This window comes from Spiroplasma endosymbiont of Lasioglossum malachurum, from assembly GCF_964020065.1.
Classification (GTDB): Bacteria; Bacillota_I; Bacilli_A; order Mycoplasmatales; family VBWQ01; genus Spiroplasma_E.
In genome coordinates this window covers 837,464-852,406 of sequence record NZ_OZ026534.1, presented here as the reverse complement: position 1 = coordinate 852,406, position 14,943 = coordinate 837,464, and the positions used below count along the sequence as shown (strand labels likewise).

Sequence of the window (14,943 nt, the reverse complement as noted above, 5' to 3'; positions counted from 1 at the left end):
TCAATAATATTCAAATTTGTCTTTAAATTATAAGTTTAGACGAGAATAATTTAGACTTCAATATGCAATTGTAAGTTACTCTTAACACTTCAAAAATATTAGTCAACAATAATACTTACTTTTTGTCATTATTTAGTGATAATTTCCTATTAGTTATCGAGCAAAAATTTCCCAAAAGTAAAGTTAAATATACTTGGTGATAAATATGGAAAGAAGCATGACTATGAAAGAAAAATATAAGTTTAATATTATAAATGACATTATTATTAATAAATTATCTAAACATCAAGCTAAGAATAAACTTAACCTAACTATTAGAAGAATTAACCAATTAATTCAAATTTTCAATAGAGAAGGTAAAGTTGGTTTTATTCATAAATCCCGAAATAAAATTTCTAATAAAACAACAAATTTTGAAATCAAAATTAAGATTATAAATTTGCAAAATTGTAAAGGTAAGTGCAACTAAATTATTTTTCTATCCAAATATTCGATTGGTGAAAGATAATTTAATATTTTTCTCGGTCTTTGATTTAAAGACAATATAAATTTATGAACTTCATTTTTATTAGTTTTTGAAAAAATAAATTTTTTAAGAAATTTTTCTCTAATTAAACTATTAGTATTTTCATTAGTACCTCTTTGTCAAGGTGAATATGGATTGGCAAAATAAATTTTTACATCTAAATTTTTTTCAAGTTGTTGTCAATTTGAAAATTCTTTGCCACGATCAAAAGTAATAGTTTTAACAATGTTTTTAGGAAGAATTGATAAATAATAACTGACATTTTTATTAATAACTTTAGTAGTTCTGTTTTTAACTAATATTGCTAAAGTAAATCGTGATACTCTTTCAACTAAAGTTATTAAACATGATTTGCTTTTGCCTCTTGATGATACTATAGTATCTCCTTCTCAATGACCAAGTGTTATACGATCATTAACATTTATATCTCATTCTTTAATTGATTTACCATTAAACTTGCCACGATTTTCTTTAGATTTTCGTTTTTTACCTTTTCTTCTTAAATTTTTACTAGTAACTTTATCAAGCATTCCAAAATAAATTCAAGTATAAATTGTTTTAAAACTAATAACTCACTCTTTCTAATCATTTAATTATATTTACTAGAATTAATTAAACATAGTTATTTTTGTAAGTTACACAGATTACTAAACATTATCCTTTGTTTTGCAAAGTACTAGTTCAGATTAATTCTGTCTTCAAATTTTATCATAAAATGAGCAATTGCTGTATTTCAATTTTGAATGGGCATTGTTCATTTTTTTGTTATATTTTCAATTGCAAAGTAAAATATTTTAAAAACTGACATATCATTTGGAAAAACTTTTTTATTTCTGATGACTTTTCGTAATTGACTATTAACAGATTCAATAGAATTTGTAGTATAAATCACTCTTTTGATTTCTGGAGGATAACTAATAAAAATCATTAAATTATCTCAATTTTTATATCAAGATTTAGCAATTTGAGGATAGTGTTTATTTCATTTACTTTCAAATGATTCTAAAGCTTGCATTGCTTGTTCTTCACTACATGCATTATAAATTGGCTTTAAATCTGTAACTAGTGATTTTCGATGTTTGTATGAAACATATTTTAAACTATTTCTGATTTGATGAACTATACATAATTGATGTTCAGTTTTAGGATAAACTGATTGTATTGCTTCTGACATGCCTGTTAAGTTGTCACTACAAGCAATAAGAATATCATTTAAGCCACGATTTTTCATTTCTGTGAAATTTGCTAATCAAAATTTAGCGCCTTCATTTTCACTAATTCATAAACCTAAAACATCTTTTTTACCTTCTAAATCAACACCTAAAGCTATATAAACTGATTTGTTAATAATGCGTTTATCTTGTCGTACTTTAACTACTATACAATCAAAATAAACAATGGGATAAATGCCTTCTAATGGTCTATTTTGTCATGCTTTGACATCATCAATAACATCATCAGTAATTTGACTAATAACACTTTCACTAATATCAGCACCATGATATAACTCTTGTAACTGCATTCTAATATCTGATAATGTCATAGCTTTTGCATATAAGGAAAGAACTTGTTGATCAAAACCATCAAATCTTCTCTGTCTTTTTGGCACTATTACAGGAGTAAAATTACTATTACGATCTCGTGGTACATCAATCTCAATTTTACCTTGTTGAGTTATTAATTTTTTTGAACTTATACCATTACGAGCATTGTCACTATTACTATGTTGATTTTTTTCATATCCTAAATAATTTTGCATCTCAGAATTCAACATTTTTTCAACTAAACGTTTTGTTAATTCTTTATATAAACCTCCTTCTTTAAAAACTGTTGTTAAATCTTCAGTATTTTCTAATAATAAATCTACTGCTTTTGATATTGGATCATTATTATTAAAGTTATCTTTTTTAGCCATCTGTAACTCACTCTTTCTAGTCATTTAATTATATTTACTAGAATTAATTAAACATAGTTATTTTTGTAAGTTACACAGATTACTAAACATTACCGACATTTTTATTAATAACTTTAGTAGTTCTGTTTTTAACTAATATTGCTAAAGTAAATCGTGATACTCTTTCAACTAAAGTTATTAAACATGATTTGCTTTTGCCTCTTGATGATACTATAGTATCTCCTTCTCAATGACCAAGTGTTATACGATCATTAACATTTATATCTCGTTCTTTAATTGATTTACCATTAAACTTGCCACGATTTTCTTTAGATTTTCGTTTTTTACCTTTTCTTCTTAAATTTTTACTAGTAACTTTATCAAGCATTCCAAAATAAATTCAAGTATAAATTGTTTTAAAACTAATAACTCACTCTTTATAAAAATTTTTAATTCTGCCATAAATTTGTTCAGGTGATCAACCTAATAGTAATTTTTGTTGTACATATTTTACTAAATTCTTATTTTTAAACTTATGAAAACTAATATGTGATTGTTTTCGATTTTCAGCTTTATTTTGTGCAATTAATGAAAAATAATGATTATTATCTTTATTTCTATTAATTTCTCGAATAATAGTACTAATACTTCGATTAAGATTTTTAGCTATTTCACTAATTTTAAATTTAAATTTCAATTGATTCTCAATATAAATTCTTTCATCTATGCCAAGATATTTATAACTCATATAAAAACTCCTTACTTTTTTCTAAACTAAATTTAGCATTATGAAATTTTTATATGAGAATTTTTTGCAATTTTATTTACTTGCACTTACAAGTATAATTCAGCAAATCAAAAAAAAGTATTTAAGATTTGATGTAATCCAAAAGGTAATAATAAACGATTTAATATTCCATAAACTGCTGTTCCTGGAATAGCAACTGCTGGATTATTTGGATTAGCAACTAATTGACCAAATTTCATTAATACTAATTGAATTCATGGTCAAACAATAGCAAATGCCAAAGCAGTGGGAATAGTTATTGCTAAAGCCACCATTGGTGCAAATCTTCTACCACCAAAGAATGATAATGCTTGAGGAAGTTTAATTTCTTTATATTTATTATATAAAATTGCAGATAAACACCCCGCTACAATTCCACCAAAAACACCAATGTTTAATACATAAATACCACCGATAATAGTTTTACCATCTGTTCCAAATTCTTCTACATAAAATAATGACGAAAATTTTTCACCTTTACTTGATGTAAAAGTTAAAACATTTTTATATAACATTTCTGGTAATGAATGTTCAATTGACGTCATTGCAGATATTGCCAAATAAAATACTGCTCCAACTAATGCAGCTTCACCACGATGATCTTTAGCTAAACCAAATGCTAAACCTAAAGCAAATAATAATGGTAAATTATCAAATACTATTTTTCCTGGTTGTTGAATAATATATGAAATTCAATAACCAACTTCATTAGTAACATGCATAACACCAGCATCAGTTGTAGTAGTAAATGTAAGCCCTAATGCTCCAAATCTGTTTAAAATAGCAGCGAATGGTAATACTGCAATTGGAAATTGTAATGCTTTACCTAAGTCTTGTAAAAATTTTAAAACATTATTTCAAGGACTTTTTTCTTTTGAGGTTTTTAATTCTTGCTCTAGTTTTTTTTGATAAATTGTTATACTATCGTTTTTTTCTTTATATTTTTTTCAGAAAACTAAACCCATATTTTAACCCCTTCCTAAAACTTTTTCTTAATTTTTCAAAATTAAAACATTGAACTTATTGAAACTGATAATAGCACAATGGCACCAACTGTTGCACAAAACATTAAAAATATATAAAGAGTTTTATTTCAAAAATGAAAAACTTGATATGTAACTTTTTTTGGTTTAAATAAAAATTGCTCGTTAATCAGGCTCCTTTCTTTACGTAATTTTCTTTTAAATAAAAAAAACACAAGAAAAATAATACCAATACAAATCAAACCAATGATAAACATTATTCACATTGCCGATGTTGATAAACTTTTATTGTGCGACTCTAATGTTAAAAAATTTAGCATAATCATTTACACTTTCTAATCATTAGTTTTTTATCTTAATAAATATTATTATACAATAAATTTTTCTTAAATAAATATAATCACAAAATTTTACACTTTTTTATTGTTTATTATACAATGACTTACGCATTCTAAATCTTAATTTAATTGGTACACCCTGAAAACCAAATCGTTCACGAATTTGATTAATTAAAAAACGTTCATAAGAAAAATGACATCATTGTGGATCATTTACCATTAAAATAAAAGTAGGCGGATTTTTTTCAACCTGTGTTGTGTAATATATCTTTAATCTACCACCTTTAAAGTAGGGCGGCTCATTAATTAATTGAGCTTTATTAATTATTTCATTAAGAATACTTGTTTTAATTCTTAAATTCATATTAACTAATACTTCATTAATAGTAGCAAATAAAGTATGAATTCTAGTATTTTCTAAAGCAGATAAATATACAACAAAAGAATACTCAAGGTATTTAAATTTTTCTTTTATTTTTTTAGTAAACTCTTGCATTGTTTTTTCATTTTTTTTAACTAAATCTCATTTATTAACAATAATAATAACTGGCTTATCTAAATTTTTTGCCATTCCTGCTATTGTTAAATCTTGTTCTTGAATTTCAACACTACCATCTAATAAAAACAAAACAATATCACTACGTTCAATAGCATTAGTAGTTCTAATTAAACTATATTTTTCTAAATCTTCAGTAATTTTTCCTTTTCTACGAATTCCAGCAGTATCAATAACACAATATTGTTTTTTATTATAAACAAAATTACTATCAATAGCATCAGTTGTTGTTCCTGCTATTGGTGAAACAATAACTCTATTCTCTTGAAGAATAGTATTAACTAAACTTGATTTACCAACATTGGGACGACCAATAATTGCTAAATTAATATGTTCTTTTTTTTCTGTATGAACCTCTTTTGGTAATTTAGTAATTATCATATCTAATAAATCACCAAAACCAACACCATGACTAGCAGATACTAAAATTGGTTTGCCAAAACCAACTTTTAAATAATCATAAATTTTATCATTATCGTTTTGAACATTATCATATTTATTTGCAATAATAATAACCGGTTTCTTAGTTCTGTATAATAATTTAGCAATATCTTCATCTTCGTGAGTTAGACCTTCTTGATAAGAACAAACAAATAAAACAATATCAGCCTCAGCTAAAGCAATATTAATTTGTTGATTGATTTGTTGAGTAAAATTAGTAATCGTTTTAGTAATACCACCCGTATCAATAATCACAAAATTTTGTGTTAATCATTCACCAATGCCATAAATTCGATCTCTAGTTGCTCCAGGCATATCTTCAATTATTGCTACTTTTTTTTGTAATATACGATTAAAAATTGAAGATTTACCAACATTAGGGCGTCCTACAATTACTACTTTTGATAACTTATTCATTTTATTCAAATCCTTATATTTAAAATATTATTTTTTATGACTAAAGTAATTATCATATAAAACTTTTAATTTATCAACGGTCGTTTGTAAATTATAATCACTATTATCTAAAATAACTGCATCTTCAACAATTACTAGTTGACCAGTGCTACGAGTTTTATCAACATTATCACGAATTACCATATCGTTATATACTTGTTCTTGTGTAATATTAATACCCTCTTTAATATACTGTTTATATCTTCTTTCACTACGAGCGTGTAAACTAGAAGTTAAAAAAATCTTTAATTGAGCATCAGGTAAAACAACACTACTAATATCTCTGCCAACGACAATAAAGCCTTGACTTCTAACCATTTCTTGAATTCTAGCAACCATAACTTTTCTAACTTCAGATAACGAAGCAATTATTGGTACTTTACTAGTAACATTTTTATCATAAATTTCTTCTGTTGGTGGTTGATCATTAAATAAAAAATGACCATTAACTCATCTTATATCAAAAAGTTGTAATGCTGCAAGTATTAAATCTTCACTTTTAAAAGCAATTTTGTTTTTTAAACAATAATTAGTAAAGCTACGATACATAATTCCTGTATCCATAAATTGATAATCAATTTTTTTAGAAAGTAAATATGCTGCTGCTGATTTACCACTAGCTGCTGGACCATCTATTGCAATATTAATCTTTGGGTACATTGTTTTTCTCCATTCTCTACTTAATAAATAATATTAATGATAATACTAACACGACTATTAAAATTAAACAAATAATGATAATACTAAATACTATTAAACTTCACTTATAGTTATTCTTAATTTTAACTTTTTGTAATTCATCTTGAAAATTATTATGTTCTTGATTAATTTCTTTTAGTTCTTTATTAAGATCACTATTATTTATTTTATACTTTTTATATTTAAATTCTAAATTTTTAACAAAATTTTTGACATCATGAATTTTACTTTCTAAGTCTTTTTGAAATTCATTTATTTTATTATGCATACTATTAATTAACGTTTGATATTCCAAGTTAGTACTTATTAATGGCACATCAACTATTTCAAAATCAATATTTTCGCTATATTTTTTTAAAATATTATTAATATTTTCTAACATATTTTCCAATATTAATTTATCATTATCATCTAAATGTTGTTCATTATTTTTAATAAAATAATTTTCAAAATTAACTAAATTTAAATCAGAATTTAATTTTTGAAAAATTGGCTCAAAATATGATTTATCAATTTTTATTAGTTGCTGATAATAATTTTCTATTTTTTGTTCTTGTTCTCAAAGCTTACTATTTTCTTTAATTTCTTTAGCAATTTGTTCACGTAAACTTTTATACTTTTCCATTCTTGTCATTAAAGCACCCACAAATTAATATTTAAAAAATTCTAATATTGATTTATTTTTAATAGTAATGATAATTTTCTTGATTATAACATAAATATATAAAATCATTATAATATACAAATTTAACTATTGATAATATTTTAAAAAATAATTGTTTTTACTTAGTTTTCTTTTAAACATTATTAAAAATAAAATATTAGAAAAATTTATATTTTTATGCAGGTATTATTTTTTTATTGTATATTCTTTTTTTCAATTATAGACTTAAATTAAGATTTACAAAAAATATTGGGACGGTAACAAAAACGGAGGATATAATTACTTTTTAAACATTTCTTTTAAATTATAGACAAGAAATAACTGTAATTATATGTAATTGTAAATAAATCTTACTACTAAATTAAATGAATTTCAATTAAAATACAAATATTAAAAAAATGAAAAATAAAATTAATATTTATACACAACAAAAATTCTTATTAACTTTTAATTTAATAAGTTTTTAAAATTTTAATAAAAAAATAAATTAAATTATGTTTTTAAATTTATTTGATTACATTTAAAAATAACCATTTTAATATAAATATTTATGTTATAAGTTCTATTACCAAGCATTTCTTTTAAAATATGTCAAATATTACCTTCTGTAAAACAACCTATATTTCACTTTGCGGTAATGTTTAGTAATCTGTGTAACTTACAAAAATAACTATGTTTAATTAATTCTAGTAAATATAATTAAATGACTAGAAAGAGTGAGTTACAGATGGCTAAAAAAGATAACTTTAATAATAATGATCCAATATCAAAAGCAGTAGATTTATTATTAGAAAATACTGAAGATTTAACAACAGTTTTTAAAGAAGGGGGTTTATATAAAGAATTAACAAAACGTTTAGTTGAAAAAATGTTGAATTCTGAGATGCAAAATTATTTAGGATATGAAAAAAAACAACATAGTAATAGTGACAATGCTCGTAATGGTATAAGTTCAAAAAAATTAATAACTCAACAAGGTAAAATTGAGATTGATGTACCACGAGATCGTAATAGTAATTTTACTCCTGTAATAGTGCCAAAAAGACAGAGAAGATTTGATGGTTTTGATCAACAAGTTCTTTCCTTATATGCAAAAGGTATGACATTATCAGATATTAGAATGCAGTTACAAGAGTTATATCATGGTGCTGATATTAGTGAAAGTGTTATTAGTCAAATTACTGATGATGTGATTGATGATGTCAAAGCATGACAAAATAGATCATTAGAAGGCATTTATCCCATTGTTTATTTTGATTGTATAGTAGTTAAAGTACGACAAGATAAACGCATTATTAACAAATCAGTTTATATAGCTTTAGGTGTTGATTTAGAAGGTAAAAAAGATGTTTTAGGTTTATGAATTAGTGAAAATGAAGGCGCTAAATTTTGATTAGCAAATTTTACAGAAATGAAAAATCGTGGCTTAAATGATATTCTTATTGCTTGTAGTGACAACTTAACAGGCATGTCAGAAGCAATACAATCAGTTTATCCTAAAACTGAACATCAATTATGTATAGTTCATCAAATCAGAAATAGTTTAAAATATGTTTCATACAAACATCGAAAATCACTAGTTACAGATTTAAAGCCAATTTATAATGCATGTAGTGAAGAACAAGCAATGCAAGCTTTAGAATCATTTGAAAGTAAATGAAATAAACACTATCCTCAAATTGCTAAATCTTGATATAAAAATTGAGATAATTTAATGATTTTTATTAGTTATCCTCCAGAAATCAAAAGAGTGATTTATACTACAAATTCTATTGAATCTGTTAATAGTCAATTACGAAAAGTCATCAGAAATAAAAAAGTTTTTCCAAATGATATGGCAGTTTTTAAAATATTTTACTTAGCAATTGAAAATATAACAAAAAAATGAACAATGCCCATTCAAAATTGAAATACAGCAATTGCTCATTTTATGATAAAATTTGAAGACAGAATTAATCTGAACTAGTACTTTGTAAAACAAAGAAACACAGATTACTAAAAAGCCTCAAGAATTTTCAAATTGACAACAACTTGAAAAAAATTTAGATGTAAAAATTTATTTTGCCAATCCATATTCACCTTGACAAAGAGGTACTAATGAAAATACTAATGGTTTAATTAGAGAAAAATTTCCTAAAAAATTTATTTTTTCAAAAACTAATAAAAATGAAGTTCATAAATTTATATTGTCTTTAAATCAAAGACCGAGAAAAATATTAAATTATCTTTCACCAATCGAATATTTGGATAGAAAAATAATTTAGTTGCACTTACCTTTACAATTTAGCATTAATATGAATTTCTCGACCACCACTTTTTAATAGAGTACCATCTAAATCAACTAGGATTAAATGTTTTTGTTTTTTATTGTATAAAGACATTGTCTCTTCCTCCTATCTTTCTTTCTCGATAAAATTAATACCCATTGTGTCTTGAACAAAGTTTAACTTTTTAGTAGCAATATTATTAGCAAAATTTGCACCTTCTTCTAAATATTTTGCTAATTGTGATGATTTTTCATTAATAAGTTCTTGGTGTTTTTTTTGCATTGGTTCTAATAAATCATTTATTACTTTAATTACTTCTTCTTTTAAAAAACCATAATTGTGATTGCTGAAGTATTGTTCACAAGTTTTGATATCTTTTTTAGTAATGCTAGCATAAATAGTTAATAAATTACTAACTCCAGGCTTATGTTCTGGATCAAATTTAATAATATTTTCTGAATCAGTAACTGCTTTTTTAATTTTATTGGTAACTTCTTGTTTGCTATCGCTTAAAAAAATAGTATTTTTTAGATTAGTATCAGATTTTGACATTTTTTTTTCAGGCTCTTGTAAACTCATAATTTTCTGTGCTTGTTTATCAATAATTATTTTAGGAATTTTGAATAAATCAGTTTTATAATTGTTATTCATTCTTGTTGCTAAAGTTTTTGTAAATTCTAAATGTTGAGTTTGATCAACACCAACTGGCACAAAATCAGCGTCATATAGTAAAATATCAGCAGCCATTAATGCTGGATATGTAAGAATACCTGTTGGAATACTAATCGTTTTATTTTGTTGATTTGTCATTTTTTGACTTTTATCTTTAAATTGTGTCATTCGTTCTAATTCACCGACATAACTATTACATAATAATATATATCCTAATTGACTATGGGCTAAAACATCAGATTGAATAAAAATATGAGATTTATTTGGTATAATACCAGCAGCAAAATATCAAGCGGCAATATCTTTAATATTATCTCTTAATTCTTGTGCTTTTATTGGTAGTGTTAATCCATGTAAATTTGCAACAAATATTAAGAGTTCATGTTCTTCTTGCAATTTTAAAAAATTATTAATTGCTCCCAAGTAGTTACCAAGAGTTAATTTTCCAGTGCTAGTTATTCCAGATATAATACGAGCCATATATTTTGCTTCCTCCAAATTAATTTTTTAATATAATTAATTATCAATGATAAAGTTAAATAATTCAATTAATTATATTAAAATTTGTTTGATTTTGATATAATAAAAACATAAATTAAAAATAGTTTTTGATTCATAGCTTTTATTTTTTAAGAGTAATGGGTTTTTTACTTTATAAAGGAGTTTTTTTATGTTATTTGGAGAAGAAAAATATAAGGATGATTTACAAAAATATTTAAAGAAAATAAAAGATCGAAACAATGTGAAAGAATATCTTCAAACTCTTGGGTTAAAACTTGAGGAATTAGAAATCAAGAAACAAAATATTGCCAAAAAACAAGCAAGTTTTGAATTTGAAAGAAAACAATTAGAAGATATATTGAAGAAAGCTGAAAGTCAATTAAGAAATATCAAAGATAGTGAAGATAAAAAAACATTTATTGAACAATATGTTAATCAGATGACTGATAAATTAAAAGCAGTTAATGAAAATATATATACTTTAGAAGTTGAAAGTAAAGAAACTGATAAAGATATAAAAAACAGAAATCTAGACAAAGTAGATAACAGAAGAACCTTAGAAAGAATTAGAAATGAATTATTTAATTTAAAAGAAATAATTCAAGAATCATCTTTTTTTTAATGGTAGTTTAAAAGCATTAAAAGAAAATATGACAAAATTACAAGAAGAAAAAACTAAAATATTAAATTTAAAAAAAGAAATTTTAAAAAAAAGAATTGAAAGCGGAATTACAAAGTTTAGAAAATTTAATTGTATTAATAAAACAAAAATCAGAAATTGAATTAGAAATTGAAAGATTAGAAAAAAATAAGGAACAATTAACAACAGACATTGATGCAAATAAAGGTCAAATACAATCTATTTTGAATGATAATGAAAGTTCTAAAGAACAATTAATCACAAAAATAGATGAAATAAATTTAAATATTAAAACATTAAATGACAATATAGATGCAAAAACTAATTCAATTTCTTGTTTAGAAAAAGAAATTAAAAGTAATGAAGAAAATATTAGTTTAAAACTAAAAGATTCAGAAAATATTTTTCAAAATATTATAGTTTTACAAGATTGAAGAGATAGTATTTGACATCGTGTTATTTCACTATTAACTTTTGGCATTTTTTGTAATTACAAAAGTGTTCAAAAAAAATTAGATAAAGAATTTGTTAATCGAAGTAATATAAATAAAGAAATTACTGATTTACGAATGGCAAATAAAAAAAATAAAACAAGCTAAATTGTAAAGGTAAGTGCAACTAAATTATTTTTCTATCCAAATATTCAATTGGTGAAAGATAATTTAATATTTTTCTCGGTCTTTGATTACTAAACATTACCTTTTTTTCATATCCTAAATAATTTTGCATCTCAGAATTCAACATTTTTTCAACTAAACGTTTTGTTAATTCTTTATATAAACCCCCTTCTTTAAAAACTGTTGTTAAATCTTCAGTATTTTCTAATAATAAATCTACTGCTTTTGATATTGGATCATTATTATTAAAGTTATCTTTTTTAGCCATCTGTAACTCACTCTTTCTAGTCATTTAATTATATTTACTAGAATTAATTAAACATAGTTATTTTTGTAAGTTACACAGATTACTAAACATTACCGACATTTTTATTAATAACTTTAGTAGTTCTGTTTTTAACTAATATTGCTAAAGTAAATCGTGATACTCTTTCAACTAAAGTTATTAAACATGATTTGCTTTTGCCTCTTGATGATACTATAGTATCTCCTTCTCAATGACCAAGTGTTATACGATCATTAACATTTATATCTCGTTCTTTAATTGATTTACCATTAAACTTGCCACGATTTTCTTTAGATTTTCGTTTTTTACCTTTTCTTCTTAAATTTTTACTAGTAACTTTATCAAGCATTCCAAAATAAATTCAAGTATAAATTGTTTTAAAACTAATAACTCACTCTTTATGAAAATTTTTAATTCTGCCATAAATTTGTTCAGGTGATCAACCTAATAGTAATTTTTGTTGTACATATTTTACTAAATTCTTATTTTTAAACTTATGAAAACTAATATGTGATTGTTTTCGATTTTCAGCTTTATTTTGTGCAATTAATGAAAAATAATGATTATTATCTTTATTTCTATTAATTTCTCGAATAATAGTACTAATACTTCGATTAAGATTTTTAGCTATTTCACTAATTTTAAATTTAAATTTCAATTGATTCTCAATATAAATCCTTTCATCTATGCCAAGATGTTTATAACTCATATAAAAACTCCTTACTTTTTTCTAAACTAAATTTAGCATTATGAAATTTTTATATGAGAATTTTTTGCAATTTTATTTACTTGCACTTACAAGTATAATTCAGCTTAAACAACTTTTACAAAATAAAGATATTAGTAGTGCTAATCTTTGTTTACAACAAGAGCCATATACAATTAGTGGTAAAGTAGTTCATGGTATTAAAGAGGCTAGAACGATTAATTTTCCAACTGCTAATTTATCGTTATTAACAAACTATGCATTACCGGGTCTTGCTACTTATATTACGCTTACTGAAGTAGATAATAAATGTTATCAAAGTATGACAGTAATTATGTTACGTAATAATAAGCCGTTAGTTGAAACTTACTTATTAAACTTTAATCAAGATTTATATGGAAAAATCATTAAAGTTAGATTTTTAGATTTTCTTCGTGATAATTTAAAGTTTACTAATTTAGATGATTTAAAAAAACAAGTGGATAAAGATTTAATAGAAACAATTAAATATTTTGCTAATTCTAGTAGTAAATTATTAAAGCCATAATAATTGTGATATTCTTTATATTTACAATAATTATTAACATTATAAATACTATTTATTAAAAACTATTTCCAATAAAATTTAATTTTATTGTATATGCTAATGAAAAATAAAAAAGAAAAAAGGGAGTAAATAAATAATGAAATATTGAGTAAAAGAATTTATAAATCAAATAAAAGATAATAATGAAATTTGCGCAAACTGTGATTATAAAGAAAATTTACAAAAAAATATTACTTCAAATGATAATTGTCAAATTGTAAATGATGAAAGAATGCCATTGTTACAAGAACACGCTTCAAATAATAAATGTATAGTTATTGAAATAGAATCAAACATTTCAGCTGTTAATAATATAGTAGAAATAAATTTACAAGGAAAACAAATTGAACAAAAAAAACAGACTACTAATAAATTACCTAATTATGGTTCAATTTGTTAAGAAGTTAAAACTACATAATCAGGCTTAAAATGATGAATTATTTAAATAACTTATTTTAATAGATTAGTTAATTTACTTTCACTAATTTCTTTATATATGTTTAAATTAGTTTGTTCGTATAAATAACAAGCTCAATAATATCAAATTAAATTTTGATAATTCATTCATTTTTTAGCAATAATTATTTGTTCATTATTTAAATTAAAACAATTAAATCAAGTATTAATTTCGGTTTCAGAAGTTAAACTTTCAGAAGCAAAAGAGGCAATATCAAATAATTCGTCGTTTCAACAAGCAAAATCTCAATCAATTAAATATCAACAATTATTTTTTTTAACAAAATTATTTAATGTTAAATCATTATGAGATAAAACAATTGTTGTTGGTTGATAAGTAGCAATTCATTTGATTACCTCACTGGTTATTTTTTCTAAGCAAGGATTACTAGTAGTTAAATTACAGTATAAATTAAGTTGTTCTAAACCTTTTCAAGTTTTAATTAATGATTTATTATCAAATTTAATATTATGTAGTTGTTTTACCAATGATGAAATTTGTTCTAATATTTGTTTATTAATTATTTGTTCGCTTAAATTAATTAAATTATGATAATATGGCATTAAGGTTAATAGTTTATTATTATTAATATTGACTTCATTAATAGGTAATGTAAATTTTTTTGATTTAATTAATTTAATAACATTAATTTGATTTGTAAAATTCAAAAAAGGTTGCAAAATATCTTTAGATTGTTTTAAAAAAAAATGTTTATTTACTAAAAATAAGTCATTAGTTAAACCTTTTGTTTTTAATATCTCTAATTGATATGGTGGTTTAATAGTTTTAAATTTCAAAATGACACCTCTATTTTGCTTGTATTGTCCGTAATAAAATTATACAATTTATTAAATAAAAAATATTGAA

Annotated in this window: 15 protein-coding genes and 2 pseudogenes; 6 read left to right on the top strand and 11 right to left on the bottom strand. The window is 23.3% G+C overall.

Annotated elements, in window-relative coordinates:
* Positions 1-205 precede the first annotated feature (205 nt).
* Positions 206-454, top strand: a pseudogene (locus AACK95_RS04715) (ISNCY family transposase); the annotation flags it as partial.
* An 11-nt stretch (positions 455-465) separates the two neighbouring features.
* Here AACK95_RS04715 and AACK95_RS04710 read toward each other — a convergent pair.
* The 7 genes from AACK95_RS04710 to AACK95_RS04680 form a co-directional block, all read right to left on the bottom strand.
* Complete coding sequence (locus AACK95_RS04710) at positions 466-1,056, bottom strand: IS30 family transposase (protein WP_338979626.1); 591 nt, start codon at positions 1,054-1,056, stop codon at positions 466-468.
* A 146-nt stretch (positions 1,057-1,202) separates the two neighbouring features.
* Complete coding sequence (locus tag AACK95_RS04705; RefSeq protein ID WP_338981030.1) at positions 1,203-2,441, bottom strand: IS256 family transposase; 1,239 nt, start codon at positions 2,439-2,441, stop codon at positions 1,203-1,205.
* 82 nt (positions 2,442-2,523) lie between these two features.
* On the bottom strand, positions 2,524-3,168 hold the full coding sequence (locus tag AACK95_RS04700; RefSeq protein WP_338979625.1) for an IS30 family transposase: 645 nt from the start codon (positions 3,166-3,168) through the stop codon (positions 2,524-2,526).
* Positions 3,169-3,254: 86 nt separating this feature from the next.
* Complete coding sequence (locus AACK95_RS04695; RefSeq protein ID WP_338979624.1) at positions 3,255-4,172, bottom strand: PTS transporter subunit EIIC; 918 nt, start codon at positions 4,170-4,172, stop codon at positions 3,255-3,257.
* A 438-nt stretch (positions 4,173-4,610) separates the two neighbouring features.
* The gene (gene der, locus AACK95_RS04690; protein WP_338979623.1) at positions 4,611-5,942 is read right to left on the bottom strand and encodes a ribosome biogenesis GTPase Der; all 1,332 of its coding nucleotides are present in this window, start codon (positions 5,940-5,942) and stop codon (positions 4,611-4,613) included.
* 27 nt (positions 5,943-5,969) lie between these two features.
* A complete protein-coding gene (gene cmk / locus AACK95_RS04685) occupies positions 5,970-6,641 on the bottom strand; it encodes a (d)CMP kinase (RefSeq protein ID WP_338979622.1) in 672 nt (223 codons plus the stop codon).
* 16 nt (positions 6,642-6,657) lie between these two features.
* Complete coding sequence (locus tag AACK95_RS04680; RefSeq protein WP_338979620.1) at positions 6,658-7,314, bottom strand: hypothetical protein; 657 nt, start codon at positions 7,312-7,314, stop codon at positions 6,658-6,660.
* A gap of 757 nt (positions 7,315-8,071) precedes the next feature.
* Here AACK95_RS04680 and AACK95_RS04675 point away from each other — a divergent pair.
* Positions 8,072-9,310 (top strand): IS256 family transposase, encoded by a 1,239-nt coding sequence (locus AACK95_RS04675; RefSeq protein WP_338981028.1) that lies wholly within the window; start codon positions 8,072-8,074, stop codon positions 9,308-9,310.
* A gap of 427 nt (positions 9,311-9,737) precedes the next feature.
* Here AACK95_RS04675 and trpS read toward each other — a convergent pair whose 3' ends face one another.
* Positions 9,738-10,763: a tryptophan--tRNA ligase gene (gene trpS / locus AACK95_RS04670; RefSeq protein WP_338979619.1), complete on the bottom strand. Its 1,026-nt coding sequence runs from the start codon at positions 10,761-10,763 to the stop codon at positions 9,738-9,740.
* 190 nt (positions 10,764-10,953) lie between these two features.
* On the opposite strand from trpS, the gene AACK95_RS04665 reads away from it, so the two are divergent.
* Together AACK95_RS04665 and AACK95_RS04660 are read left to right on the top strand one after the other, a co-directional pair.
* Positions 10,954-11,406: a hypothetical protein gene (locus AACK95_RS04665; protein ID WP_338979618.1), complete on the top strand. Its 453-nt coding sequence runs from the start codon at positions 10,954-10,956 to the stop codon at positions 11,404-11,406.
* Positions 11,407-11,501: 95 nt separating this feature from the next.
* The gene (locus tag AACK95_RS04660) at positions 11,502-12,023 is read left to right on the top strand and encodes a hypothetical protein (protein WP_338979617.1); all 522 of its coding nucleotides are present in this window, start codon (positions 11,502-11,504) and stop codon (positions 12,021-12,023) included.
* Between the two features lie 73 nt (positions 12,024-12,096).
* Here the strand turns inward: AACK95_RS04660 and AACK95_RS04655 are convergent.
* Together AACK95_RS04655 and AACK95_RS04650 are read right to left on the bottom strand one after the other, a co-directional pair.
* Positions 12,097-12,309 (bottom strand): annotated as a pseudogene (locus tag AACK95_RS04655) (IS256 family transposase); the annotation flags it as partial.
* A gap of 82 nt (positions 12,310-12,391) precedes the next feature.
* Complete coding sequence (locus AACK95_RS04650) at positions 12,392-13,036, bottom strand: IS30 family transposase (protein WP_338979613.1); 645 nt, start codon at positions 13,034-13,036, stop codon at positions 12,392-12,394.
* Between the two features lie 40 nt (positions 13,037-13,076).
* On the opposite strand from AACK95_RS04650, the gene AACK95_RS04645 reads away from it, so the two are divergent.
* Positions 13,077-13,580, top strand: coding sequence for a riboflavin kinase (locus AACK95_RS04645; RefSeq protein ID WP_338979611.1), 504 nt, complete (start codon positions 13,077-13,079; stop codon positions 13,578-13,580).
* Between the two features lie 136 nt (positions 13,581-13,716).
* The gene (locus tag AACK95_RS04640) at positions 13,717-14,019 is read left to right on the top strand and encodes a hypothetical protein (RefSeq protein ID WP_252320869.1); all 303 of its coding nucleotides are present in this window, start codon (positions 13,717-13,719) and stop codon (positions 14,017-14,019) included.
* Between the two features lie 50 nt (positions 14,020-14,069).
* Here the strand turns inward: AACK95_RS04640 and AACK95_RS04635 are convergent, their stop codons facing one another.
* A complete protein-coding gene (locus AACK95_RS04635) occupies positions 14,070-14,873 on the bottom strand; it encodes a phosphotransferase (protein WP_338979610.1) in 804 nt (267 codons plus the stop codon).
* Positions 14,874-14,943 lie beyond the last annotated feature (70 nt).